Origin of the sequence: Cryobacterium breve (assembly GCF_027594785.1) — a bacterium.
GTDB classification, from domain to species: Bacteria; Actinomycetota; Actinomycetes; order Actinomycetales; family Microbacteriaceae; genus Cryobacterium; species Cryobacterium breve_A.
The window spans coordinates 2,439,342-2,463,317 of sequence record NZ_CP075584.1; the positions used below are offsets into that span (position 1 = coordinate 2,439,342).

The 23,976-nt window shown below is 67.6% G+C and carries 23 protein-coding genes and 3 pseudogenes; 13 read left to right on the forward strand and 13 right to left on the reverse strand.

What is annotated here, in order from left to right; translation table 11 throughout:
* Positions 1-22: 22 nt before the first annotated feature.
* Complete coding sequence (locus tag KIV56_RS11980; protein WP_281533611.1) at positions 23-433, reverse strand: DUF4383 domain-containing protein; 411 nt, start codon at positions 431-433, stop codon at positions 23-25.
* 134 nt (positions 434-567) lie between these two features.
* Here KIV56_RS11980 and KIV56_RS11985 point away from each other — a divergent pair, with 134 nt between their 5' ends.
* Positions 568-1,101, forward strand: coding sequence for a DinB family protein (locus KIV56_RS11985; protein WP_281533612.1), 534 nt, complete (start codon positions 568-570; stop codon positions 1,099-1,101).
* Between the two features lie 75 nt (positions 1,102-1,176).
* On the opposite strand, the gene KIV56_RS11990 is transcribed toward KIV56_RS11985, so the two are convergent.
* Positions 1,177-1,443, reverse strand: coding sequence for a GlsB/YeaQ/YmgE family stress response membrane protein (locus KIV56_RS11990; protein ID WP_134448476.1), 267 nt, complete (start codon positions 1,441-1,443; stop codon positions 1,177-1,179).
* A 287-nt stretch (positions 1,444-1,730) separates the two neighbouring features.
* Here KIV56_RS11990 and KIV56_RS11995 point away from each other — a divergent pair, with 287 nt between their 5' ends.
* Positions 1,731-3,191: a nitronate monooxygenase gene (locus KIV56_RS11995; RefSeq protein WP_281533613.1), complete on the forward strand. Its 1,461-nt coding sequence runs from the start codon at positions 1,731-1,733 to the stop codon at positions 3,189-3,191.
* 62 nt (positions 3,192-3,253) lie between these two features.
* Here KIV56_RS11995 and KIV56_RS12000 read toward each other — a convergent pair whose 3' ends face one another.
* Positions 3,254-3,703, reverse strand: a complete 450-nt coding sequence (locus KIV56_RS12000; RefSeq protein WP_281536141.1) for a hypothetical protein — start codon at positions 3,701-3,703, stop codon at positions 3,254-3,256.
* A 16-nt stretch (positions 3,704-3,719) separates the two neighbouring features.
* Positions 3,720-4,250: pseudogene (locus KIV56_RS20445) on the reverse strand (hypothetical protein); the annotation flags it as partial.
* Here KIV56_RS20445 and KIV56_RS12005 point away from each other — a divergent pair.
* The 5 genes from KIV56_RS12005 (at position 4,240) to KIV56_RS12025 (ending at position 8,785) form a co-directional block, all read left to right on the forward strand.
* Positions 4,240-4,971, forward strand: a complete 732-nt coding sequence (locus tag KIV56_RS12005) for a TetR family transcriptional regulator (protein ID WP_281536142.1) — start codon at positions 4,240-4,242, stop codon at positions 4,969-4,971. The pseudogene KIV56_RS20445 and the gene KIV56_RS12005 overlap by 11 nt on opposite strands.
* A complete protein-coding gene (locus tag KIV56_RS12010) occupies positions 4,968-6,041 on the forward strand; it encodes an ABC transporter ATP-binding protein (RefSeq protein WP_281533614.1) in 1,074 nt (357 codons plus the stop codon). Before KIV56_RS12005 ends, KIV56_RS12010 begins: the two co-directional genes overlap by 4 nt.
* 375 nt (positions 6,042-6,416) lie before the next feature.
* Positions 6,417-6,866 carry a hypothetical protein gene (locus KIV56_RS19825; protein ID WP_348648389.1) on the forward strand — a complete coding sequence of 150 codons (450 nt, stop codon included), beginning with the start codon at positions 6,417-6,419 and terminating at the stop codon, positions 6,864-6,866.
* 55 nt (positions 6,867-6,921) lie between these two features.
* A complete protein-coding gene (locus KIV56_RS12020) occupies positions 6,922-7,842 on the forward strand; it encodes an NAD-dependent epimerase/dehydratase family protein (RefSeq protein ID WP_281533615.1) in 921 nt (306 codons plus the stop codon).
* Between the two features lie 100 nt (positions 7,843-7,942).
* Positions 7,943-8,785: a fructose-bisphosphatase class II family protein gene (locus KIV56_RS12025; protein WP_281533616.1), complete on the forward strand. Its 843-nt coding sequence runs from the start codon at positions 7,943-7,945 to the stop codon at positions 8,783-8,785.
* A 111-nt stretch (positions 8,786-8,896) separates the two neighbouring features.
* Here KIV56_RS12025 and KIV56_RS12030 read toward each other — a convergent pair whose 3' ends face one another.
* The 3 genes and pseudogenes from KIV56_RS12030 to KIV56_RS12040 form a co-directional block, all read right to left on the reverse strand.
* Positions 8,897-9,115 carry a hypothetical protein gene (locus KIV56_RS12030; protein ID WP_281536258.1) on the reverse strand — a complete coding sequence of 73 codons (219 nt, stop codon included), beginning with the start codon at positions 9,113-9,115 and terminating at the stop codon, positions 8,897-8,899.
* Positions 9,116-9,206: 91 nt separating this feature from the next.
* Positions 9,207-9,587, reverse strand: a pseudogene (locus tag KIV56_RS12035) (FAD-binding oxidoreductase); the annotation flags it as partial.
* 107 nt (positions 9,588-9,694) lie between these two features.
* Entirely contained in the window at positions 9,695-10,288 is a 594-nt protein-coding gene (locus KIV56_RS12040; RefSeq protein ID WP_281533617.1) for a sulfite oxidase-like oxidoreductase, read from the reverse strand.
* Positions 10,289-10,375: 87 nt separating this feature from the next.
* Between KIV56_RS12040 and KIV56_RS12045 the strand changes: the two genes are divergently transcribed.
* Together KIV56_RS12045 and KIV56_RS12050 are read left to right on the forward strand one after the other, a co-directional pair.
* Positions 10,376-11,077 carry an SOS response-associated peptidase gene (locus KIV56_RS12045; protein WP_281533618.1) on the forward strand — a complete coding sequence of 234 codons (702 nt, stop codon included), beginning with the start codon at positions 10,376-10,378 and terminating at the stop codon, positions 11,075-11,077.
* A gap of 52 nt (positions 11,078-11,129) precedes the next feature.
* Entirely contained in the window at positions 11,130-11,993 is an 864-nt protein-coding gene (locus KIV56_RS12050) for a Sir2 family NAD-dependent protein deacetylase (protein WP_281533619.1), read from the forward strand.
* A gap of 118 nt (positions 11,994-12,111) precedes the next feature.
* Here KIV56_RS12050 and KIV56_RS12055 read toward each other — a convergent pair whose 3' ends face one another.
* Positions 12,112-12,750 (reverse strand): SDR family oxidoreductase, encoded by a 639-nt coding sequence (locus KIV56_RS12055; protein WP_281533620.1) that lies wholly within the window; start codon positions 12,748-12,750, stop codon positions 12,112-12,114.
* Positions 12,653-13,357: a GNAT family N-acetyltransferase gene (locus KIV56_RS12060; RefSeq protein ID WP_281533621.1), complete on the reverse strand. Its 705-nt coding sequence runs from the start codon at positions 13,355-13,357 to the stop codon at positions 12,653-12,655. Before KIV56_RS12060 ends, KIV56_RS12055 begins: the two co-directional genes overlap by 98 nt.
* A 426-nt stretch (positions 13,358-13,783) precedes the next feature.
* Between KIV56_RS12060 and edd the strand changes: the two are divergent.
* The 3 genes and pseudogenes from edd to eda all read left to right on the forward strand — a co-directional run.
* A pseudogene (edd, locus tag KIV56_RS12070) lies at positions 13,784-15,736 on the forward strand (phosphogluconate dehydratase); the annotation flags it as partial.
* 43 nt (positions 15,737-15,779) lie between these two features.
* A complete protein-coding gene (locus tag KIV56_RS20450; RefSeq protein WP_281533622.1) occupies positions 15,780-16,172 on the forward strand; it encodes a dihydroxy-acid dehydratase in 393 nt (130 codons plus the stop codon).
* Complete coding sequence (eda, locus tag KIV56_RS12080) at positions 16,172-16,804, forward strand: bifunctional 4-hydroxy-2-oxoglutarate aldolase/2-dehydro-3-deoxy-phosphogluconate aldolase (RefSeq protein ID WP_281533623.1); 633 nt, start codon at positions 16,172-16,174, stop codon at positions 16,802-16,804. The genes KIV56_RS20450 and eda overlap by 1 nt, the downstream gene beginning before the upstream one ends.
* Before the next feature lie 57 nt (positions 16,805-16,861).
* On the opposite strand, the gene KIV56_RS12085 is transcribed toward eda, so the two are convergent.
* On the reverse strand, positions 16,862-17,623 hold the full coding sequence (locus tag KIV56_RS12085) for a hypothetical protein (RefSeq protein ID WP_281533624.1): 762 nt from the start codon (positions 17,621-17,623) through the stop codon (positions 16,862-16,864).
* Between the two features lie 192 nt (positions 17,624-17,815).
* On the opposite strand from KIV56_RS12085, the gene KIV56_RS12090 reads away from it, so the two are divergent.
* Positions 17,816-18,304, forward strand: a complete 489-nt coding sequence (locus KIV56_RS12090; protein ID WP_281533625.1) for a hypothetical protein — start codon at positions 17,816-17,818, stop codon at positions 18,302-18,304.
* 801 nt (positions 18,305-19,105) lie between these two features.
* Here KIV56_RS12090 and KIV56_RS12095 read toward each other — a convergent pair.
* The 3 genes from KIV56_RS12095 to KIV56_RS12105 all read right to left on the reverse strand — a co-directional run bounded on the left by KIV56_RS12095 (position 19,106) and on the right by KIV56_RS12105 (position 23,966).
* Positions 19,106-21,025 (reverse strand): zinc-ribbon domain-containing protein, encoded by a 1,920-nt coding sequence (locus KIV56_RS12095; protein ID WP_281533626.1) that lies wholly within the window; start codon positions 21,023-21,025, stop codon positions 19,106-19,108.
* A gap of 62 nt (positions 21,026-21,087) precedes the next feature.
* A complete protein-coding gene (locus KIV56_RS12100) occupies positions 21,088-22,176 on the reverse strand; it encodes an ATP-binding protein (protein WP_281533627.1) in 1,089 nt (362 codons plus the stop codon).
* Positions 22,176-23,966: a Mu transposase C-terminal domain-containing protein gene (locus tag KIV56_RS12105; RefSeq protein ID WP_281533628.1), complete on the reverse strand. Its 1,791-nt coding sequence runs from the start codon at positions 23,964-23,966 to the stop codon at positions 22,176-22,178. The genes KIV56_RS12100 and KIV56_RS12105 overlap by 1 nt, the downstream gene beginning before the upstream one ends.
* Between the last annotated feature and the right edge of the window lie 10 nt (positions 23,967-23,976).

Sequence of the window (23,976 nt, forward strand, 5' to 3'; positions counted from 1 at the left end):
GTGCGGTGCCGGGTGGGACGGGTCAGGCGACCGCGGAGTGCCGGACGACCTTGTCTGTCGCGAGGCCCGCTCCGAGCAGCACGATCGCGCTCGCGAGGTGGAGGAAGTGGTCGGCGGTGTTGAGGGCCAGGATGTTGAGGGCCGAGCTCGCGATGAAGAACCCGACGATTCCGAGGAGCAGGTAGACCGCGCCGACGGTGGTGTTGACGGACTTGGCCGCGGTGACGCCCGAGAGTCCGGCGATGAGCAGCGCGGCGCCGATCAGCAGGTGGGCGACGTTGTGCAGCGGGTTGACGGCGAAGAGGCCGAGCAGGAGCCCGCCCTGGGTGGCGATGAAGCTGACGCCGCCCGTGACAGCGAAGCCGAGCAGGCCGACGAGTAGGTAGACGGCACCGAAGACGGTGGCGACGAGGCGATTCGGTGAAGTGCGCATGGGATGTTCCTCCTGGTAGGGACCGCACGGCGTGCGGTTGCCAGTAGTTCGGAGTGAACCTCACAGCGGATTGGGAGGTGCGCGGATTCGTCGGGGCCTGCAGTGGAATGTGCGGGGATTGGTAGGCTCGCGCCATGAATATTCCCCCGGACACCAAGGACTGGACCTGGGTGCTCGAGCGCCCCTGCCCCGAGTGCGGATTCGTGGCCGCCGACGTGGCTTTCGACGACATCCCGCGGCTGATCCGGGCCAACGCCGCGGCCTGGGGTCCCGTGCTCGAGCGGGCGGATGTCGCGGTGCGGCCCGACGACCACACCTGGTCGGCCCTCGAGTACGCGGCCCACGTTCGGGATGTCTTCCGCATTTTCACCGTCCGGCTCGCGCTGATGCGCACGGAGGACGATCCGCTGTTCCCGAACTGGGACCAGGACGCGACCGCGGTGGCGGAACGCTATGGCGAGCAGGCCCCTGAGCGGGTCGCCGTCGAACTGGCCGAGGCCGCGACATCCGCGGCGGCTGCCTTCGCGGCCGTTCCGGCCGAGGAACGGGGCCGGGTCGGCAGGCGCAGCGATGGCGCCCGGTTCACGGTGACCACGATGGGCCAGTACTTCGTGCATGACCCGGTGCACCACCTGCACGATGTCACCGAGGTGTCACAGCACCAGTGAGGTCGCGGCTGCCGTTTCTGAGGCGGGCAGCGCGGGGTGACGACGGCGGTGATGCACCGGGAGTGTGCGCTCCGCCTAGGCGGTGTGCCTCCGGTTGACGACGGCGCCGTAGATCAGCAGCACGATGATCGACCCGGCGATGGCGAGCAACCAGCTCGACAGCTGGAAGAAGTCGCCGATACCGACGCCGAAGAGCAGGGATCCGAGCCAGCCGCCGAGGATCGCGCCCACCACTCCGAGGAGGAGGGTCACGAACCACCCGCCGCCCTGGGTGCCGGGCAGGATGGCCTTGGCGATCGCCCCGGCGATCAGGCCGAGAAGTAGAAATCCGATGAAACTCATGTCAAGCGTCCTTTCGCTTACAAGCGTTGTTTCACGTGGTGTGTCATCACGAACCTGCCCTCCGACTCGGGCGCGGGTGCAGGCCAGCCTCCATCTCCGTCTTAATCACTGAGTGTGCCACCATCCGGTGATCCGGTCACGGGGCGGCGGCCGGAATGCAACCCGATTCCGGAATATGCCGTGAGGTACGATTGGCCTGCGCCTTGCAACTGATCCCCCGGTCTCAGCGACTCAAGCGGCACCCCGTTCTCACGGCGGACGCCCGGCGCAGATCGACGGAGGCCCTCTTGTCCGACAGCTCACTCCCCGTGGTCATCCAGGGCGGGATGGGCATGGCCGTCTCCTCCTGGCGGCTCGCCAACGCTGTGGCCCGCACCGGTCAGCTCGGCGTCGTGTCCGGCGTAGCGCTCGACTCCGTGCTCACGAGACGCCTTCAGGACGGCGACGACGGCGGCCATATCCGCCGCGCCCTTGCCGCTTTCCCGCTTCCCGCCCTGGTCGCCCCCGTGCTCGACCGCTACTTCCTGGCCGGGGGACGCCCGGCAGGCGAACCGTACCTGCCCATCCCCAAGCTCTCGCTCACGCCGACCCGGGAGCAGCAGGAGCTCAGCGTGCTCGGCAACTTCACCGAAGTCTGGCTGGCCAAGGAGGGCCACACCGGGATCGTCGGGATCAACTACATGGAGAAGGTGCAGCTGGCGACCCCGTCCGCCGCACTCGGCGCCATGCTCGCCGGGGTGGACTTCGTGCTGATGGGGGCCGGCATCCCGCGCCAGATCCCGCACCTCCTCGACGAGCTCAGTGCGGGCCGGATCGGCACGATCGACATCGACGTGCACGGTGCCGCAGCGGATGCCGTGCATACCGTGAGCGTCGATCCGGTCGACGTCCTCGGGGTCACCCCGGAGACTCTCCCGCCCCTCCGCCGTCCCTTCTTCGTCGCCATCGTCTCGGCGCACGTTCTCGCGTTCTACCTGGCGCGGGATGCGGACATCCGCCCGGACGGGTTCATCATCGAGGGTCCGACGGCCGGCGGCCACAATGCGCCCCCGCGCGGGCGGCTCACCCTCGACGACGACGACCAGCCGATCTACGGCCCGCGCGACGACGCGAACATCGTCAAAATCGCCGAACTCGGCCTGCCGTTCTGGCTCGCCGGCGGCTATGGCCAGCCGGAACGCCTCGCCGTCGCGCTCGCCGCGGGAGCACAGGGCGTGCAGGTCGGTACCCTGTTCGCGCTCAGCCAGGAGTCCGGTCTCGCCCCCGGCCTGCGCGACCAGGTGCTCGGTCGCCTTGACGCGACAGAGCTCTCTATCCGCACCGACGCCGCCGCCTCGCCGACCGGGTTCCCGTTCAAGGTCGCCCAGCTGCCGGGCACGTTGTCGGACCCGGCGGTCTATGCCGAACGGGTGCGCCTCTGCGACCTGAGCTACCTGCGCGAGCCCTATGCGAAGAAGGACGGAACGGTCGGGTTCCGCTGCCCGAGCGAACCCGTGCACATGTACGTGCGCAAGGGCGGCACCGCCGAGGACGCCGCCGGCCGCGCCTGCCTCTGCAACGCGCTCACCGCGACGGTCGGCCTCGGCCAGACCCGCAAGACCGGCTACGTCGAGGCTCCCTTGCTGACGCTCGGAAACGACATCGACGGCGCTGCCGTGCTCCTCGCGGCGCACCCAGAGGGCTGGAGCGCCGCGGACGCCGTCGGCTGGCTGCTTCGCGACGCCCCGGTTTCCCCGACCGCCCTCTGACCCCTACCTTTCCGGTGGCGAGTGCCCGGTGCGCGGGTCACTCTCGACCGGAAAGGTCACTCTCACGCGGCTGGGGTGACGGTGAACTCCGCCGTCATCGTGTGGCTCGCGCCGGGCGCGAGCGTGATCGCGTCCGCGCCCACGTTGCAGGTCTCGACGCAGACCATGCCGGTCCACTCCTGGGAGCCGAAGTCCGCCATTGCTGCCGCCTTGTCGATCCAGGGGTTCCAGACCACGGTGCTCTCGGAGCCGGTCTTCGTGACCGCGATGCTGCGCGTTCCGTCGTCGATGACCGTCGCCGCCGTCGTGCCGGCGTAGACCCGGTCGGTCTCGGCCGTGAACAACACGGGTTCCGGGGAACCGGGTGTGGGTGTTGCGCCCCCGACCTTGTCGAGGAACGGAACGCCCTCGAGCCCCGCCACGGTCGTGTGGTGGATGTCGTCGATCGCGAAATAGCTGTGCAGCGCCTCTTCGACGGTCACGGGCACCGTGTCCCGGTTGGTGACGGTCAGGCTCGAGGCGGAGCGTCGCCCCGACGGTCACGGTGTAGCGGGCCTCGAACGGATGCGGCCAGGCCGACGCGCGGGTCGCGGGCGAGTCCGTGAGGTGCAAGGTCAGCACCACATCGTCACCGACCTCGGCGGCGCCGGACAGCTGCCACTCGGTCACGCGGGCAAAACCGTGGGCCGGCGCCGTTGCATCCGCCGCGTTGGGACCGAACCAGGGGAAGCAGATCGGGATGCCGCCGCGGATGGCCGTCCCCGGGGTGAAGCGGCTCGCCGCGCTCATCCAGATAACGGGGGCACCGCCTGCCGGAACCCAGGAGGCGACGTGTGCGCCGTGCAGGTACACCTCGGCCGACCCGGCGCGGCCGGTGACACGGACGATGGGGAGCCCGCCGATGCCGGGGGCGAGGTGGACGGACGCCGGCAGAACGGGAAGCGCGGTGGGAACAGTTGACATGGGAAACCTCCAGGGTTCACTCGATTTTCCCACACCTGCCTGACAGCGACTCAGGGCCTTGACCCCGACTGAACAAGTGTTTAGCATGTTGAACATGCGTACAGCTCGTCCTTCTCCACCGGAGGACCTCACGGCGCGGGCCCTGATCAGGGATGCCGCGATCGTGCACTTCGCGCGCGACGGCTTCCGTAAGACGAGCCTGCGGGCGATCGCCACCACGGCGGGAGTGAGCGCGAGCCTCGTCGTGCACCACTTCGGCAGCAAGGAACGCCTCCGCGCCGAGTGCGACGAATTCGTGATCGGGAATATGCTCGCCACCGCCCACGACAAGGCGAGCCCGGCCGGGCTCCAGGCCGTGATCCAGAGCTACCTCGCGAACCCTGCGGAATACGAAGTCGACGTCGCCTACCTGTCGCGGGCCATCAGCGAGGAGACGGCGGCCGGCCAGAATTTCGTGGACACCATCGTCGACGAGACCGAGGCGATCATCCGGGCCGGCATCGCCGACGGGAGCATGAACCCCTCGTCCGACCCGCGCGCCGAGGCCGTGCTCATCACGATGACGAGCCTCGCGATGATGACGATGACGTCTCACCTCGCCAGGGCACTCGGCTTCGAGGGCCGGGGACTCGGCCAGGAGACGATGCGGCGGCTGGCGCTGCCGTCGGTCGAGCTCTACACCCACGGGCTCTACACCGACGAGACCGTGCTGAACATCACCCGGAACGCGCTCGCGGTTACTCCGGAGCCCGCTTCGGTTCCCGGAGCAGAGCCTATGCCTGCCCGGGAATACTCCAGACGAGAGGACACCCGATGAGTCACGTCGAAACAGTGAGCCGACCGAACCCCGGCGCCTCCTCGCCGCCGACGGATGCCGCGATCGAGGCGGTCGAGGTCACCAAGCACTTCGGCAGCACCCAGGCCCTCCGCGGCGTCACGTTCACGGTGCCGCGAGGCAGCGTCTTCGGCGTGATCGGCCCCAACGGCGCGGGCAAGACCACGACGATGCGCGCCCTGCTCGACATCATCCGGCCGAGCTCCGGGTATGCAACCGTGCTCGGTACCGACTCCCGGAACGCCGGTCCGGAACTCCGCCGCCGGATCGGCTTCCTGCCGGGCGAGCTGATCCTCGAGGGCCGCATCACCGGCCACCGGCTGCTGCAGCACTACGTCGACATCTCGGGTCCCGTGCGCACCGGCCACATCGAGGAACTCGCCGAGCGTTTCCACCTCGACCTTGGCCAGCCCGTGCGCAAGCTCTCCCGCGGCAACAAACAGAAGCTCGGCATCGTGCAGGCGTTCATGCACGAGCCGGAACTCCTGGTGCTCGACGAGCCCACGAGCGGCCTCGACCCGCTCATGCAGCAGGAATTCCTGCTGCTGGTGAAAGAGGCCCGCGACGCGGGGCAGACCGTCTTCCTGTCCTCGCATGTGATCAGCGAGATCCAGCAGGCCGCAGACGAGGTCGCGATCCTCCGGGACGGGCGCATCGTCACCGTCGCGAGCGTCGAGGCCCTGCGCCAGACCGCCGTGCGGCACCTGCGGATGACCGCCACCGGCATCCGCCCCGCCGAACTCACCGAACGGCTCGGCCGGCTCGAGGGCATGGCCGGGCTCGTCTGCACGACCGTTGCCCCGCCTGCCGGCGAACCGGGCACCGCCGGCGCGGCCGTCGCGACCGAGGCGATCGCGACCCTCGAGGGTGCGATCGCGCCGTTCATCCAGGCGATCGCGACGCTCGCACTGACCGACCTCGTGCTCGAAGAACCCGACCTCGAGGAATCCGTGCTCAAGCTCTACACCGCACCCCCCGAGGTCACCGCCGGAGACGGCGCCACCGGTCACGCCCGGGGCCGACGCGCTCGCGCACGGAAGGAATCGAAATGACTGCCGCCACGGCAACGGATGTCCGCCGCACGCCCCTGCCCCTCTTCGGTAAGTCCCTCTCCGACGGCTGGCGCGCGGTCCTCGGCTGGTGCCTCGGCATCGCGGCCGCGAGCATGCTCTACCTGCCGCTCTACCCGAGCATGGCGAGCACGTCCGAGATGCAGAAGCTCATCGACTCGCTCCCGAAGGCCCTGATCCGCACCCTCAACTACGACCAGATCAGCACGGGGGCCGGCTACACCCAGGCCACCCTTTTCGGCCTGATGGGGTTCCTGCTGATCAGCATCGCGACGATCGGTTGGGGCGCGGCCATGCTCGGCGGCGACGAGGAGTCCGGGCAGGCTCGAGCTGACCCTCGCCCATGGCGTCACCCGGGTGCAGGTCGTCGTGGAGCGCTTCGCGGCGCTCGTACTCAAGGTCGCGATCATCGCCGCGGTGATGTTCGTGCTGGTCGCCGCGCTGAACGGCCCGAGCAAGCTCGGCATCGACCTGGGCTATCTGGCGCAGACGTGCCTGTTGTTCGCCGGTCTCGTGCTGCTTTCCGGCACTGTCGCGATGCTCTGCGGCGCCCTCACCGGCCGCAGGGTCTGGGGCATCGGCGGCGGAGCCTTCGTCGCGGTCGTCGGCTACGTGTTCAACGCGCTCGGCAACCAGAGCGCCGACCTCGAATGGCTGCACGGGCTCTCGCCCTACTACTGGGCCTTCGGCAACTTCCCGCTGACGAACGGTGGCCAGCCCATCGCGCTCCTCGCCTTCTACGGCGGCTCCCTGCTCGTCGCCGCGGCGACCGCGCTCGTTCTCCGCCGGCGCGACATCGGCGTCTGACCGGCGCCGGGCGGGGTAGCGTGAAGGCTTCCGCACGTTCAGCAAAGGAGCGCTCATGAAGGTCGTCGTCACCGGTGCCAACGGAAAAGTCGGCCGGGCCGCCGTCGAAGCCCTGCTCAATGCAGGTCACGACGTGACCGGGGTCGACCTCGCCCGCCCGGTTTTCGAACGGGCCGTGGAGGGCGCAGCGCGCTACCAGATGGCTGACCTGACGGATGCCGGTGAGGCCTTCGCCGTGATCCGCGGCGCCGACGCGGTCGTGCACACCGCCGCGATCCCCGACCCGACCGCGAACCCCGCCCACGTGGTGTTCCGCACCAACCTGATGGCGACCTTCAACGTGCTCGAGGCCGCCGTGCGATTCGGCGTGCCGCGCTTCGTCAACATCTCGAGCGAGACCGTGCCGGGATTCCTGTTCGCCGAGCGCGGCTTCCTGCCTGAGTACGCGCCCGTCGACGAGGACCACCCGGCGCACCCGCAGGACCCGTACGCGCTCACCAAACTCTTCGGGGAGCAGCTGATGGACGCCGCCGTCGCACGTTCGGACATCCGCTGCATCTCCCTGCGGCCCAGCTGGGTGCAGAACGAGGACAACTACGAGCAGAACCTCGGGCCTCTCGTGCGCGACGCTGCGCTGTCAAGCGGAAACCTCTGGAGCTACACAGACGCCTACGACCTCGCGAACGCGATCGTGCTCGCCGCCGAATCGGAGCCTGCCCGGCCACGAGGTGTTCTATATCGCCGCGCCGGACACTGCCGGCGGTCGCGACTTCGCCGCGCTGCTGCACGCGCACTATGGGGACACGATCCCGCTGCGGCCCCTCTCCCGCCCGGATGCCTCAGGCATCTCGAGCGCCAAGGCGAAGCGCCTGCTCGGCTGGGCTCCGAAGCGGTCCTGGCGGGACTACCTCGCCGCCGACGGCACGGCGCTGGTGCGCTCGTGACCCGCGTTCGTAACACGGAAGAGTTAGGCTGACGCCATTCCAGTATCCGGTACACCCGTTCCCGTCCGTCCCTCCGCCGAGCCGGAAATCGAGCCGACGGGCATCCCCCGTGGCTCCGGTTCCGGTGCCGTCGTGCTCGGCGCGCACTCCTATCCCGCAGGGCTCGTCGACCGCGTGCGAGAGGCGACGGATGCCGCGGCGGCGGCCTGCCTGCCGTGGCTTGGCCGGGGCGACGAGATCGCCATCGACGCCGCCGCGGTGGCCGCGATGCGGGCCGTGCTCGCGGACGCACCGTTCCACGGCACCGTCGTCATCGGTGAGGGTGAGAAGGACAAGGCCCCCATGTTGGCCAACGGTGAAGCGCTCGGCCACGGCGGCGCGCCGCTCTGCGACGTCGCCGTCGACCCGCTCGACGGCACCCGCCTCGTGGCCGCCGGCCTCCCCGGCTCGATCTGCGTGATCGCCCTCGCCCCGCGGGGGACGATGTTCGATCCCGTCGACGTCTTCTACATGGACAAGCTCATCTGCGGGGCGGCCGGACACGGGGTCGTCGACATCCGCCGCCCGATCGCGGAGAACCTCGCCCGGCTCGCCGCCGTCACCGGCGTGGCCGTGGCCGACCTCGTCGTCGTCGTGCTCGACAAGCCCCGCCACGGGTCGCTCATCGCCGAGATCCGGGCCACGGGCGCCGAGCTCCGTCTTGTCGGCGAGGGCGACATCGTCGCGGCCGTCGCGGCAGCAACCTCGGGGACCGACGTCGACGTCGTCGTCGGCATCGGCGGAACCCCGGAGGGCATCATCGCGGCCTGCGCCGTTCGGGCGCTCGGCGGCTTCATGCAGGGCCGCCTCGCGCCCCAGACGCCCGAGCAGCACGCCGCGGCGCTCGCGGCCGGGCACGACCTCGATCGGGTGCTCGAGCTCGACGACCTCGTCGCGAGCGAGGCGGTCCTGTTCGTCTCGAGCGCCGTCGGCTGAGCCGGCTAAGTCGGAGATTCTCGCGAAACGCCGCTGGGCCGGTCGGCGGATGCGGCGTGTCGCGAAGATCTCCGACTCGCGCGTGCGCAGGGGCGCGGGGGCGCGGAAACGTCAGGCGCCGTCCGCGCCGCCGTACCGCTCGGTCCGGATCCGGGCGGGATCTCGGCCGGACCGCACGAGGGCGTCCGCCACGAACTCCACGAAGGGGGTCGCGCCGCACACGAACGTGAGCGCGTCGTCGCCGAGGGTCTGCACGCTCGCCGCGAGGCGGGTGACGTCGAGGCGGCCGGGTGAGTGCGGCCATCCGCTCGGGGCACGCCGGGTGTACACCCAGTCGAGGTCGAACAGGGGCGAGACCCGGTCGAGCCTCCTCGAGTTCGGCGCGGTAGTACGCCATCTCGGGTGAGCGCACCGAATAGAGCAGGCGGAACCGTGCCGGGTGCGCGGCCGCCTCGTGGGCGCGGATCATGGCCATCAGCGGAACGACGCCGGAACCGCCGGCGATGAGCTGAACCGGCGCGGGCTCCTCCTCGCGCCAGACGAACCAGCCGCCGATCGGTCCGCGGATCTCGAGCCGGTCGCCGACATCGAGGCCGCGCACGAGATACGGCGACACTTCGCCGTCGTCGAGTTCCTCGACGGTGATCTCGAGGACCCCACCCGGTGCGGCCGAGGCGAGCGAGTACGAGCGCACGGCGGTGTAGCCGTCCGGTGCGGTCAGGCGAACGTCGATGTGCTGGCCCGCGACGAGCCGGGGCAGCGGCGGCAGCGGCGGCCGGGCGGCTGACGCGGGCGGCCGCATCCGGATCGTGCGTGCCGTCGGGGTCTCGGCATGGGCCTCGACCACCAGGGCGTCGTGCCAGTCCGATGCGTTCCACGTGGAACGGGCGGCGCTCGCCGGGACGTCGCTCACCAGTACCGTTCTTCACGCCAGGGGTCACCGTGCATGTGGTACCCGTTCTGCTCCCAGAATCCGGGATCGTTGCGGGTCGACAGCTCGATGCTACGCACCCACTTCGCGCTCTTCCAGAAATAGAGCGCGGGCACGAGCAGCCGGGCAGGGCCGCCGTGCTCCGGAGCGAGCGGGGCGCCGTCGAACTGGTGCGCGACCCAGGCCTTGCCGCCGCGCAACTCGTCGAGCGGCACGTTGGTCGTGTACCCGCCGTAGCTGCGCGCCATCGCGAACCCGGCCCCGGTGTCGACACCCTCGAGCAGCGTGTCGAGGGAGACGCCGCGCCATCCGGTGCCGAACTTCGACCAGCTCGTCACACAGTGGATGTCGACGGTCACGTCCTCCTGGGGCAGCGCCTGGAACTCGTCCCAGGTCCAGGTCGTCATCAACCCCGACTCGCTCGTGATGCTGAAGCGCCACTCCTCGGCGGACACCCGCGGGGTGGGTCCGATCGAGAGCACCGGGAAGTCCGTGACGAGGTGCTGGCCCGGCGGCAGGCCGGGGACGGGTTCGCGGCGACGGCCCATGAAACCGGGCGAAAAGAGACCCATGGCGACTCCTCCAGAGATGCGATTGCCGGATTCGCACAGCCTAGCGGCGCGATTGTCAGGACGCACCTGCCGGATTACCCTGTGCACATGTGCGGACGCTTCGCGATGGACAAGGACACCGACGATCTGATCCAGGAGTTCGTCGCGACCGGCGGTGATTTCCGGGACTGGCGGCCCTCGTACAACATCGCGCCGACCGACCGGGTTCCCGTGGTGCGCGAGTGGGAACACGACGGCACTGTCACCCGCGAGGTGGACGCGGCGTCCTGGGGGCTCACGCCGGCCTGGTCGAACGGCGGCAAGCGCCCCGCGCCGATCAACGCCCGCCTCGAGACCGTCGCCACCAACGGCATGTTCCGCACGGCCTTCGATTCCCGACGGTGCATCGTCCCGATGACGGGCTACTACGAGTGGGAGGACCTCCCAGACGGCAAGCAGCCGCACTTCATCCACGGCGGCGGGGTCCTCGCCGCGGCCGGGCTCTACGCGGCGCGCAAGGAGAGCGACGATTCGTGGTCCCACAGCATGACGATCATCACGAGGGAGGCCCGCGACGCGTCCGGCGAGATCCACGACCGGATGCCCGCATTCCTCGAACGGAATGTGTGGGACGAATGGCTCAGGCCGGGAAAGCTCACCGACCCGAATCATCTTCTCGACCTCCTCGACCGGACCTCCATCGCCGTTGCGGCCCACATCGAGAGCTACCCGGTGTCCCGGCGGGTGAACAGCGTGCGGGTGCCCGACGCCGAACGACAGGACCCGGCGCTCATCCAGCCGCTGTCCTGAAGTGCACAATGGAAGGGCGGCCGTCGACTCGGGCCGCAGCTGGAGATACGCCGTGCCCGTCCCGTCCGCCCAACCGGCAGCATCCGTTCTGCACACCCCGCTTGCCCCGAGCCGCGCACTGCTCCAGCGAGCGACCCGCGTCATCGTGATCGCCGGGGCAGGGATGAGCGCCGACATCGGAACGCCCGTCTACTGGACCGGGGACAACGCGGCATACGGCGACACCGTCTCGCACTACGGCCACACCAACCTCGAGCACTCCTGCGCGCCGCTCTGGCTCGAGGAACCAGACCAGCAGGCAGCATTCTTCCGCGAGACCTGGCGGGACATGCGCGAATCGGAGAAGCCCGCCCGTCCCGCCGACCCGTACTTCGTGCTCCAGGACTGGCTGGATGCCGCGGCGAAGGACTTCTTCGTGCTCACCTCCAACGTCGACACCGCGTTCACCGACCACGGTTTTCCGGCCGAGAAGCTCCTCGAGATCCACGGCGCCTATGATCGCTCCCAGTGCCTGGCCGAACCGGAGGCGCACGGCGTCTTCCCGACCGTCGACCCGGGGCTCGCCACCACCTTCTGTCCCGCCTGCGGGAGCCTGGCCCGGCCGAACGTGCTCTTCTTCGACGACTACTGGTTCAACAACGCGGCGAACGAACTCCAGGAGGACGATTTCCTCGACTACCAGCAACACCTCGCCGCAGAGGACCCCGGCAGCACGGTCATCCTCGAGATCGGGGTCGGCCTCACCGTGATGAACCTGCGCAACCTGACCTGGGACCTGCACTCCCGTTACGACCTCCCGATCGTGCGGATCAACCCGTTCCACGTCGGCCGCGGCGATGACGTGTCCGCGGGGAACGCCCCGATCTACGAGCACCAGCTCACCGTGCTCGTCGGCCTCCGCGGCCTCCTCGAGTAGCCGGCGCTCCACAAACGCAACGTCGGAGATTTTCGAGACACGCCGTCACCCCGGGCAGCGGATGCGGCGAGTCGCGAGAATCTCCGACGTTACGCATCCGCCCGCTCGCCGAGACGGCCTAGCGGGACCGCTCGCCCGCCAGCCAGTCGTCGAATGTCGTGGGGGCCTCGGCGGCGTCCGCGGTACCGCGCAGCACCCCGGAGCGCACGCCCCGCCAGTACGCGCCGGGCAACGAGACCCCGAGCGCCGGCAGCCGTCGCCCCTCCGCGCGGATGACCTTGCGCACCATGTCGAGGAGGGTTTCGTCACGCGGTCCGCGCAGGTCGCGGTGACGCCCGCGCTCGGTCCCCTCGGCGATCGACACGAGCGCCTCCGCGACGTCGGCGGCGGCGATCGGACGCAGCAGCCCGGTCGGGACCAGCGCGATCGGGCCGAACGACGCGCGTCCGAGCACCTGCCGCGCGAACTCGTGGAATTGGGTGGCCCGCAGGATGCTGAACGGCACCGGCCCCGCAGTCACGAGCCGTTCCTGCTCGAGCTTCCCTGCGTAGTACCCGACCGGTACGGCGTCGATGCCGATGATCGACAGCGCGATGTGGTGACCGACCGACCGGCGCACCTCGGCGCCCTGCAGCGACCTGGTGGCTGCCGCGAAGAATTCAACGGATGCCGCCGCCGAGGTGCGCGCGACGCTCGTGACGTCGATGACGGTATCCGCTCCCTCGAGCGCCGCGTCGAGTCCGACGCCGGTGGTCACGTCCTGTCCGGTGGACCGGGAGAGCGGAACGACCTCGTGACCACGGTGCTCGGCCGCGATGACGACGTGCCGGCCGACGGTGCCGGTCGCGCCCGCTACGACGATTCTCATGAGACCACCTTCTCACCGGGAATGCTCGTGCTCGACACGCTGAACTTGTCGCTATGCCGGTGTGAGCCTGCTTGATCATTTCGAGCTCCCGGGACGTCGGGTCGAGGACGTACGGCTCGGTCACGCCGGTTGCCGCGAAGCCGCGGCGCTCGTAGGCGACGCGGGCGCGGTCGTTGTGCTCGTGGACGTGCAGCGTGAGCCGACCCGTTTCCGTGCGCGCCCAGTCCTCGATCCGCGACAGGAGGGCGTCCGTCACGCCGGCCACCCCGCCCCGGTAGTCGGGCGCCACGTAGACGCCGACGAGCAACGGCCCGGTCGCCTCGTCGGGGATGTAGCCGCCCATCGTCCCGACCCAGCGTCCAGAGGGCGTGATTGCCACGACGACGATCGAATGTTCGTTGGTGCCGCGTGCTCCGCGCATGGCCCATTCGGCTTCGTCGTGCGCGAGTGCGGCGTCAAAGGTCTCCCCGAACCCGAGAGGCGTGTCGCGGAGCATCTCCAGCCGAAGTTCCCTGACCTCATGCCAGTCTGCCGCCGTCGTGTTGCGAATCGTGAAGCCCTCAGTCATCATCCCCGCACGATAGCAGGCAAGCATGCCGGGTCGACGGGAGCGCCGCGCTCGCCGGGTCGGTGCGGCAGACGCGTCGACTTGACGCCCGTCTGCCGTCGTGCGACACTCGGCACATCTCATTAATCAGATTAATCTGATTAATGAAATTCAGCGTCAACATCGCTGTACCCGCAGAAGGCGGGCGCGGTGACCTGGCCTGACAATGAGGTCGCGCCGATGCGCCCTCGCGAGAGGACGACGATGTACTCATTCACAGCACCCGTGGTGATGGACGCCTCCACACCAACCCCCGTCGGGAGCGAACCTCGGCCCCCGCTTGTCGCGCCCGGTCGGCAGCCCGTCCTAGTCGTGATGGGTGTCTCCGGGTCGGGCAAGTCGACGGTGGCCGCTCTCCTCGCCGGCCAGCTCGGGTGGGACTTCGTCGAGGGCGACGATCTGCACCCCGAGGCGAACGTCAACAAGATGTCGTCGGGCACTCCGCTCACCGACGACGACCGCTGGCCCTGGCTCGACACCGTATCGTCGTGGATCCTCGGGCACACCACGGCCGACGTTCCCGGCATCATCACCTGCTCGGCGCTGAAAAAGAAGTACCGGGACGTGCTGCGCGAGCAGAACGTGATCTTCGTGCACCTCGTCGGCTCGAAGGAACTGCTCGGCGCACGGATGTCCGCACGCCTCGACCACTACATGCCGGCCAGTCTTCTCGATTCGCAGCTGGACACCCTGGAGCCTCTGGATCCCGATGAGCGCGGCATCCTCATCGACGCGGCCAGGCCGCCCGCCGAGGAGGCCGCCAGGATCGTCACGATGCTCGGCCTGCGACCGGCCGCCGGCTCGTCAGCGCTCAGTGCGGGCAAACCAGGGCGTTCCGCCGCTCAGATGCCGGTCACCACCGCGGTGATCCACCCGGTCGTCGAAGCGGTCACGCGCCGCATCATCGAACGCAGCGCGCAGACCCGGGCGAGGTACCTCGCCCGGATCGATGCCGCCGCGGAGCAGGGACCGACCCGCGGTCGCCTGGGGTGCGCGAACCTCGCTCACGGGTTCGCTGCCACCGGCCAGCAAGACAAGGCCGCGCTGCGCAGGTTCGTGAAGCCGAACATCGGGATCGTGTCCTCCTACAACGACGTGCTCTCCGCCCACCAGCCGTTCGCCGCCTACCCGGCGATCCTCAAAGATGCCGTCCGGAAGGCCGGAGGCATCGCCCAGGTCGCGGGCGGCGTTCCGGCGATGTGCGACGGCATCACCCAGGGCAGGGACGGCATGCAGCTGTCGCTGTTCAGCCGTGACCTGATCGCCATGGCGACCGGCATCGCGCTGGCCCACGACCTGTTCGACGGCGCTCTGCTCCTCGGCGTCTGCGACAAGATCGTGCCAGGCCTGGTCATCGGCGCCCTCGCCTTCGGTCACCTCCCTGCCATCCTGGTGCCGACCGGGCCGATGAGCTCCGGGATCCCGAACAAGGAGAAGAGCCGCATCCGCCAGCTCTATGCCGAGGGACTGGCCGACCGCGAGCAATTGCTCGAGGCCGAGACGGCGTCGTACCACTCCGCAGGCACCTGCACCTTCTACGGAACAGCGAACTCCAACCAGATGCTGATGGAAGTCATGGGACTGCATCTCCCCGGAGCGAGCTTCGTGAGCCCCGACTCTCCGCTGCGCGAGGCGCTCACCGCGGCGGCGGCCAGCCAGGTGGTCGCGCTGACCGAGCTGAAAGACCAGTACACCCCGATCGGACGCGTTGTCGACGAGCGGTCGATCATCAATGGCGTCGTTGCCCTGCTGGCCACGGGAGGGTCGACCAATCACACGCTGCACCTCCCGGCCATCGCGGCCGCCGCGGGGATCCAGCTCACCTGGCAGGACTTCGCGGACCTGTCCGAGGTCGTTCCCCTGCTGGTCCGCATCTATCCCAACGGCCCTGCCGACATCAACCACTTCCACGCCGCGGGGGGCACGGCGTTCCTGATCGGCCAGCTGCTCGACGCCGGCCTGCTGCACCCCGACGTCCGCACCGTCGCCGGAGCAGGGCTTGATGCCTATCGCCGGGAGCCGGTGCTCGACGGCACCGCCCTGAGCTACCGCCCCGGACCGACCGAGAGCCTCGACACGGACGTGCTGCGGCCCGCCTCAGCGCCCTTCGCGCCGAACGGCGGGCTCCGGATCCTGGACGGCAATCTCGGAAGCGCCGTCATCAAGGTCGCCGCGGTGGCGACCGAACACCACGTCATCCAGGCGCCCGCGGTGGTGTTCGACGATCAGCACGTCTTCCTCGCTGCGTTCGAAGCCGGTGAGCTCGACCGGGATCTCGTGGCCGTGATCCGATACCAGGGCCCGTCCGCAAATGGAATGCCGGAGCCTGCACAAGCTCACCCCGGCGCTCGGCATCCTGCAGGATCGCGGGTACCAGGTCGCGCTGGTCACCGACGGGCGGATGTCCGGCGCCTCGGGAAAGATCCCGGCCGCCATCCACCTCACCCCGGAAGCAGCAGCGGGCGGCCCGATCGGCCGCATCCGCGATGGCGACCTCGTACGCCTCGACGCGACGGCGGGCACCCTTGACGTCCTCATCGACGACGACGACGTCTTCGCCGCCCGCGAAATCACCGGTGCCGCGCTCGACGACGCCAGCTGGTCCGGCACCGGGCGGGAGCTCTTCTCGGTCTTCCGCCGGCAGGTCGGCCCGGCCGACCGTGGAGCCAGCGTCATCACCAACACACCTGAAGGAGTCCTCTGATGTCCACCCTGAACGCCGCCCAACTGCTCGAGCTCGCACCCGTGATCCCCGTCGTCGTCATCGAGGATGCCGACCGCGCGGTGGCTCTGGCTCGGGCGCTCGTCGCCGGCGGCCTGCCGGTCATCGAGGTGACGCTGCGCACCCCGGCCGCTCTTCGTGCGATCAGTGCCATCGCCGACCAGGTACCCGACGCCGTCATCGGCGCCGGAACGGTCAACAACCCGGTCCTCGTGCGCCGTGCGGCCGAGGCTGGTGCCCAGTTCCTGATCTCGCCCGGGTCGACCGATGCCCTGCTCGACGCGATGGACGCATCCGGTCTGCCCTACCTGCCGGGCGCTGCCACCGCGTCCGAGGTCCTGCGGTTGATCGAGCGCGGACACCCGGCGATGAAGTTCTTTCCCGCCGAGGCTTCCGGCGGCCACGCCGTGCTGCGCTCACTCGCGTCGCCCCTGCCGGAAGCGCGGTTCTGTCCGACCGGCGGGATCACGCTCGCGAGCGCGCCCATCTACCTCGCGCTGCCCAACGTGGGATGCATCGGCGGCACGTGGATCACTCCGCTGGATGCGATTGAACTCGGCGACTGGACACGCATCGAAGGGCTGGCTCGTCAGGCCGCAAGCCTGCGGCACTGACCCCGGGTACCGAGCCTGCGTCGTGGGCACGAGGTGGCTGCCCAGACCCAGCCGGGCCTAGCCGAGACCGGCGATCCGGTTCAGCGCGGCACGCATGATGAGCTCGGCGGGGTCACCGAGGACCTCGTGGTTGAGGTAGAACGCCTCGAACCACGCGCGCACCTCCGCCTCGGGAAGCCCGACTGCGACCCAGTCGACACCGGCGACCGCCTCGGACACCGGTTCTCCCGCGCCCGCATCGAGCCACGCCCGAACAATCGGCGTCTCGGGATCCGCGTCGTCCGGGTTCCACGTGAGGAGAAGGCTGTGCGCCTCGTCGTCCGCGTGCAGATGGTCCGTGCGCCCGGACCCCAGCCACGGCAGCATCATCTGCTCACCGGGGATGGCAACGTCGACGATCTCCAAGGGCACCGGTCCAAAGTCACGGGCGTAGACCCGCAGCCCCTCGTGGTGCCAATCGGCCGCCTCTTCGGCATCCTCGGTGAGGTCTTCGAGAAGCGGGAGGGTGTGCTCGACCAGCGCCAGGGCCCACGCCAGGAGGTCCCGGGTTTCCCGCTTGGGCCACGGGCTGTTGTCCGTCTCTTCCCCGTCCGCGCCGTGGAAGTGGTGATCGACACCGCCCGCGGTCGTTTCCAGGTGCAGCTGTCCTCCCTCGAGCTCGACGGAGAACACGGCCACTTCTTCCTCGTCGCCCTCGCCCTCGTCGTCCACGAACCAATCGGCATTCAGCACCGGGTCCCGGAACCGGGTCGGGAGCGCAGGAAGCTCCAACGGCAGGTCGCCCAGGTCCAGCACCGCCCGGAAAACAGTGTCCGGCATTCGCAAAGTGGGGTCAGTCACGGGTACTCCTCAGTCCGCGTCGAGAATACCGGAGTCGACAGTCATCCCGGCACCGACAGCCGCGAGACATCGCAAAATGTGACTTCGGGCTCTAGTTGATCCAGCGCCGACAACTTGATCCCAGGAGATGTCCGTAGTCTCCAGATTCGAGGGGCCGAGGTTCTCGCAGAAATGGTGATCCTGTCTCGGATGGATTTCGCCGGGCGCCACGCATTGGCTGGTAACAGAGTAGGCCGCGCCCGCCGGTTGGGGTCACATCGGCGCGAGTCCGAGAATGGCTGTCGGCACTCGACCGTTTCAGCTCTGGCCGACAGGGAAGGACTACTGTTCGGACATGAACCGAAACAGCTGGCCTCGCGACAAATCAACTTCGTCGGGCGGCGGATTGTCCACATCGTCCGAGGGTGGACTCTCGACATCTCCCGGTGGCGGCGCATCGACTTCTTCTGGAGGAGGATTATCGACCTCCTCGGGCGGCGGGATGTCGACATCCTCCGGCGGAGGTTTGTCGACATCTTCAGGTGGCGGGCTGTCAACGTCGTCCGGGGGTGGGCTCTCGACTTCGTCAGGTGGCGGCCTTTCGACGTCTGCCGGTGGAGGCCTCTCAACGTCGCCGGGTGGCGGCCTCTACACAGGTTCTGGCGCTCACTACCGCAGTAATACGCCTCCAATGCATGTCTACATCCCTGAGCTCCGCCGCCGTGGGTTAGGACATGTCGCGGACATTCTCGCTCGCGCCCACGGGTTTAGCGGCTAGGGGATCGGCGGGATGGCCTCCCTTGACCAGAGCTCCGAAGAAGACTCCTCAGAAAGACGGCTTCGCGCACCGGCGGAGTACGTGTGCACGGGCACGGAATGGAAAGGCGAGCCGCCCGCTTCGGGTGTGTAGAGCGCTGCTAGGACACCGGTGTAACGGCGCTACTCGGTGCTTCGACGGGCCGTTCCGTCGGTAATGTAGTGACGTTTTTCGAATTTAGGATCTTGCCAGTAACGATCAGGAACTGCCAACGCGCCGCTGAGAGTGCGACTTTGTCGGATTCCGCTTTGCTTTCTGCGTATGCGATTGCTGACCAAATCCACTTCTGACCGGCTGCGTTTACCTGTTTTGGTCCAAGTAACGACACCGCTTCGAACGCTGCGGACGCCCTTTCGTTGAGGACCTCGAGTTGAGCTTTGAATTTTAGATAGTTCGCAAGTTTCAGGCTCCGTTCCGATCAAGGAAGTGAGCAGCGCCATGTCGATCATGAATGCAACGTATGCGTCGTATCGTCGATCGCGTACCCACTTCGCGTGCTCGCCCTTCCTCGCAACGAGAGCGGAGACAAGACCTACCAAGAGCGTGAGCGAGACGCTCACCACGGCAACGACTAGTGGGTCTGTTGCTGTGGTTGTGCTCGAGGAAGGAAACATTATGGACAAAGAGTAGCGGCAAAAAGCATGGTCAGAGCTAGATTCTCTGTTTCAACGCGGCTTGGTGCCATGTCGAAGGTCGGGTGAGCAGCGAATGCATCCCTTGGATTTCACGCGGTGCGGGATGGACTGTAATTCCTCATGGCCGTGGGAGCACTTCCACCAGTACTTTGCTGTGCCGGGAAGAATCCGTCCGAGGTCGATGCCGGCGTTCTTGGCTGCATCCCAGTCGGAGATGAGGAACGGGTATTCGGAGGCGACATCGGTCTCGCCGGGAAGTGGCTTTCGCCGTGCGCAATACGGGCATCCGCTACCGGCCGTGCGCCGATCGACGCGCTGCTCGTAGGAATGGTTCTTGGGGCAGCGCCACCAGTACGCGATGGAGGAGTTCGCCGCAATGTCGTCTGGTGTCCGCAGGCCATTTCCGTCGGGGTCCCACTCGGCGGCGATGTCGGGTCGGACGGCGGCGAGGCTGGCACCGTTGTGCACCTTCCTAGCAGCGCAGGTGGGGCACCCGTGACCGTGCACGCGGCTCTCGATGAGGGCTTCCCACTCGTCGCCGAGCCGGCATTGCCACCATGCGCTTTCGGGACTGCCGACGGAGACCTCTTCTGGCCGGAGCTTGTTGAGCGTGGGGTGCCATTCCTTCGCAAGGTTAGGGCGAAGGGTGCGAATGTCGTTGTATCCGGGCCGAAACTCACGGTTGATGCAGATCTGGCAGCCGGAGTCTCGGTGAACCCGGTTGTAGGGGCTCGTCTGGAAGACGTGGCCCGCTCGGGAGCAACGCCAGATGTAGGGCTCCGGTGAACTGGGAAGGATTTCGGAAGGGAGGGCGCCGTTGTTGTCTTGGGGATGGAGTTCCTTCGCGACGTTCGGATGGCGAGTCTCCAGGTCATTGAACCCAGGTTCGACGAGGTGATTGCTGCAGACTCGGCACCCGTCGGTCAGTGGCCCCATGAATTTGTCGTAACCGGAAACGGTGAGTGTGATGCGGTGGCCGCTCCGACAGATGGATTCGAAGTCATCTTCGGCTCGTCGTTTCGTCCCCGGGTATTTAGGCGCGTTGAGGTGATGCATGAGGACCGCGCTCCGGTTTTCCGCGGTCAGGACGTAGTCGCCCGTTACGTCGAGGTATGCACGGAAAGGTTCTGCGGCAGCGAGCCGCGCCGGGAGGTTCCTGATGACACTGTCGGGGATGGGGAAATCGTGTGCCCATGCTGGGAGGTACGGTTTTCGTCCAAGGGTGTGCACGCGGACGGTCAGGAACGTGGGACGAAGGTAGAGCCAGAGCCTCCGCGTGACGATGTTGAATCCTTCGCCGACGCTGTCTCGGATCAGCTGGTCAAGGAGCAAGTACGCGGTCGCGTAGCTCTGCCGTGGGTCGAACAAGCGGACCAGGAAATCTGCCCGGGTGAGCGCTGTCGCGAGGACCATCATCAGCGGGAAGACACGGATATCGGTTGGGGCCGTGCTCGGGCGCGAGTCAGTAGACGCGTCGTTGACCACGCGGAACGCGTCACGAAGGGTGACATAGAAATGGGTGTCCAGGACCCCTCGGCGCCGGAGCCGCTGGAACTGAGACTCCGCCACCTGCGTCTCGTCGCCGACACGCACCTGGTCGCCCGGCTCACTACCTGGCCCCACCCACTTGGAATGATGGCGACAGATGATGTTGTCGAGGTGTGGATACTGGAGTGCCAGGACCCCGTGACTGCAGTTTGTGCACAGCCAGCGCTCGCCGAGGCCGGCGGTGCAGGTAGGGCAGGAGGAGCCATCGGGGTGTTCAAGTCCGAAGTCTCGGGCGCGGTCGAAATGACCGGGGTCAAGGGCGGCTTTCTCGCAGACGACCCGGGCCCATGACGCTTCCGGAGAGTACTCGGGGGCTTCGAGGAGCGCGAGGCGGGTGAGGTGTTGGCGGTGTTGGGGTGTTTCCTGGTTGGCCAGCAGGAGGCGGCCGCTGTAGCTCTCCAACGCCTCCCTGTGCTGGGCCTTGATGGGATTCCAGTAAGGGCTATGCAGTTCAGGGTAGCAATTCATCGCTTGGCTCCCTTCGCTTTAGTCGTGGTTCTTGGCGGGGCTTTTGGGGTGGGTTCTTCCGTGCCGGCTTCCATCGCGGTCTTGTCGCGTGGCTGCGCCAGAAGCAGCTTGAGGCTGATGGATTCGGCGTGTGGGTTGTCGGCGTGAATGAGTGCGTTGGTGCTGGAATAGAAGATCTTGGCCAAGGTTGAGATGGAGCCGCCGGTGTGACTGTGGATGACGTCGCTGTGCTCGGTCAGGCTCCCGACAGTATGAGCGAGTAGAGGCATTTCTTTCTCGAAAGCTCGGATGAGGCCCCGCCATTCGGAATTGGACTGCTTGTTGGCGCGGCTGAAGGAATGGAGCTCGAGGAATGTCATTCGACTGGCCAGTTGCTGGCCTGTGGGGCCCTCGAATAGTGGGCTTTCTCCGAGATTGACGCCCGCGAGGACGAAAATACCCAGCACCTGGCTGTGCAGTTGACGCAGCACTTGGATGGACTCACCGTTGCCGCGGTTCTGGTTATTCAAATTCTGCAACTCATCCACGACGATGAGTTCGGTTTTCGCCCGGTGTAGAGCCTCGCAGACGCGGTCCATGAGTGAGCTCTGGGTCTCGCGGTTGGTCACGGTCATCCCGAAGAACCTGGTGAAGGCGGTGAGGAATGACTTGCCGTTGGAACCGAACGGCACTTCAACGTAGACGACAGGATGCCGCCCGCGTTCGGCCATATTGGGTACTTGGGCGGCATAGTCATCGTAAACCCGCCTCATAGCGAGCTGCGTGCTGCTCGTCTTGCCAGCGGTCCCGCCACCGCTGAGGATGAGGCCGGGTCGCTTGTCCTCGGGTCGGCGCCGGTTGTTGCCCACCATGTTTTCGACCAAGGTGCGGACTTCCTTCACTTGAGGGGTGACGACGATGACGTTGCCGGCCAAATAGTCGAGCCGTCCTGTGTCGTACCGATTGCGCACGGCTCGGTCCAGAGCGGTGTACTGGTCGATGGTGAGTTTCGCCGGCGCCTCGGAGTCTGACTTGAGGTAACGGGTGAGTCCCTCGAGTGTGGACAGCGGGCGTTCGTCTTCGACGTCTGAGGCAAATGTAATCATCAGTTCTTCCCTCGCATTTCGCTCAGAGTTTCAAAGTCGATGTCCGTCGAATAGTCGTCGTCCTCGTCGTCCTGGTCGGTGCCGAGTGGTTCGGTGCTGGGGATGGTTGGTGCGCTTGGAGGGGTCGTAGCGGGGAAGGGTGTCTGCTCGATGGCGGCGAGTTCGAGTGCTCGGGCCTTACGCGCTTCGGCGTTGGTGATGGTGATGGCTGAGGCGGCGGCGCGCTTCTTGATGTCGGCGCTCACTGCCTTGAGGGCGTCGGCGTCGGCACCGGTTCGGATGACAGCGAGTGCGACGGCGTCTTGCAGGATTTCGTCCGCGAACGGCTGCCGGTTGGTGGACTCGTCCCGGCACACGCACTCCATCCAGTGCCCGTCGGGGTGGCGCACCCAGATGGCGCGAGGGTCGTAGGGGTTGGAGTGCACCTCCCACTTGTTGTCGTGTTTCGGGTGATTGGAGGGCTGGTTGCGGAACGGCTGCAGTTCGATGCAGTCGTAGTACAGGTTGTTGAACTGGACTCCAGCCGGTTGGATGGTGCGCCACTGGACGGGCATCAATTCGATGTAGTCCTCGGCCGAAAGCGGCAGGGGGAGGCGACCGGCGAGGTCGTAGGAGGCGTTGTACATCTCGTTCGGGGTCAGTTTCACGGTCGGGTACATCGGGTCCCGAAGGCTGCCGTGCGGCGTGTTCTGCCACACCCGGGTGACCCACTCGTCGAATCGTTCCGCAAGAGCGACCACGTCTAGCAGGGCACCCTTTTCGACGCGGTCGCCGCGCTCGGCCACGGAACCGCCCTTGTAGCCGGGGAGGTCCTGGGCGAACAGGGTCTTGATGGAATGGAACGTGCGCTCGACGACGGCCTTGTCCGTTGGGGTGTGCGGGGCCGAGTACGTCAGGGAAACGTTGAATTTGCGGCAGGCGGACTCGAAGACCTTGCTGCGGAAGTCGCGGCCGTTGTCCATCATGATGCGGTCCGGGTAGATGAACGGGCGGGTTAGGTCCAGCCGGGCGCGTTTTTCTTCCGGGGTGCGGTCTGCCCAGGGCATCCGCCGGGCGGTGAGCCGCCAGAGTTCTTCGTTGCCGGGGCGGAGCGGCCGGGGCACGAGGCACTGGGCGAGCAGGAAGGCGTGGTCGACTCCTTTGGCCGCGGTGGAGCGCACGGAGGAGGCGATGATGCTGCGGGTGGCGACGTCAATCATGATGGTCAGCACCGCACGGGTCATGTTGCCGTCCTCATCGCGAACGAGCACGTCCCACGGTGAGCTGTCAATCTGTACCTCCTGGCCGGGCCGCATCCGGCGTGCGGTTCCGAAGGGGCGCTTGGGTGTGTTGGCGGCGGTGCGCCGGGTCTGCGCGGACCCGGTCGTGTACTTGCCCTTCGTCAGGTAGCCGACGTACCGGTAGAGCGTGGCCTCGGACGGTACCGTGACGGCCTGCCCGGGGTAGGCGATGAGGAGTTCGGCCTTGAGCCGGTCCTGGAGACGGCGGCCGGTGCCCGTCGAGTCGTAGGTTTCCGCGCCGATGAGGGTGGTGAGGGTGTCGATGACCCGCCGGTCGGCGCGGTCCAAAGGGGATTCCTTTCGGAGGCTGCGTCCGTCGATGAGCGCGGCGAGTCCGCCTCGTTCGTAGGCCCGGCGCTTTCTGATGAGCGTCGCGCGGGAGGCGGGCAGGCCCATCCGCTGAAGTTCCTCGACCTTGGAGGCGATGCGCTGGTTGAGGGTTGTGGTGGCCGGGTCGTACTCCGGACGCGGCGGCTGGTCGGGGTCGTTCGGGCGGAGCCCGGAGACCATCTCGGTGATG

What these genes read in the sequence shown, in the direction of transcription:
- KIV56_RS11980 (WP_281533611.1), bottom strand. Translation starts at nt 433, where the DNA reads ATGCGCACTTCACCGAATCGCCTCGTCGCCACCGTCTTCGGTGCCGTC.
- KIV56_RS11985 (WP_281533612.1), top strand. Translation starts at nt 568, where the DNA reads ATGAATATTCCCCCGGACACCAAGGACTGGACCTGGGTGCTCGAGCGC.
- KIV56_RS11990 (WP_134448476.1), bottom strand. Translation starts at nt 1,443, where the DNA reads ATGAGTTTCATCGGATTTCTACTTCTCGGCCTGATCGCCGGGGCGATC.
- KIV56_RS12005 (WP_281536142.1), top strand. Translation starts at nt 4,240, where the DNA reads ATGTTGAACATGCGTACAGCTCGTCCTTCTCCACCGGAGGACCTCACG.
- KIV56_RS12010 (WP_281533614.1), top strand. Translation starts at nt 4,968, where the DNA reads ATGAGTCACGTCGAAACAGTGAGCCGACCGAACCCCGGCGCCTCCTCG.
- KIV56_RS12020 (WP_281533615.1), top strand. Translation starts at nt 6,922, where the DNA reads ATGAAGGTCGTCGTCACCGGTGCCAACGGAAAAGTCGGCCGGGCCGCC.
- KIV56_RS12040 (WP_281533617.1), bottom strand. Translation starts at nt 10,288, where the DNA reads ATGGGTCTCTTTTCGCCCGGTTTCATGGGCCGTCGCCGCGAACCCGTC.
- KIV56_RS12045 (WP_281533618.1), top strand. Translation starts at nt 10,376, where the DNA reads ATGTGCGGACGCTTCGCGATGGACAAGGACACCGACGATCTGATCCAG.
- KIV56_RS12060 (WP_281533621.1), bottom strand. Translation starts at nt 13,357, where the DNA reads ATGCTCCGCGACACGCCTCTCGGGTTCGGGGAGACCTTTGACGCCGCA.
- KIV56_RS20450 (WP_281533622.1), top strand. Translation starts at nt 15,780, where the DNA reads ATGGAATGCCGGAGCCTGCACAAGCTCACCCCGGCGCTCGGCATCCTG.
- eda (WP_281533623.1), top strand. Translation starts at nt 16,172, where the DNA reads ATGTCCACCCTGAACGCCGCCCAACTGCTCGAGCTCGCACCCGTGATC.
- KIV56_RS12085 (WP_281533624.1), bottom strand. Translation starts at nt 17,623, where the DNA reads ATGCCGGACACTGTTTTCCGGGCGGTGCTGGACCTGGGCGACCTGCCG.
- KIV56_RS12090 (WP_281533625.1), top strand. Translation starts at nt 17,816, where the DNA reads ATGGTGATCCTGTCTCGGATGGATTTCGCCGGGCGCCACGCATTGGCT.
- KIV56_RS12100 (WP_281533627.1), bottom strand. Translation starts at nt 22,176, where the DNA reads ATGATTACATTTGCCTCAGACGTCGAAGACGAACGCCCGCTGTCCACA.
- KIV56_RS12105 (WP_281533628.1), bottom strand. Translation starts at nt 23,966, where the DNA reads ATGGTCTCCGGGCTCCGCCCGAACGACCCCGACCAGCCGCCGCGTCCG.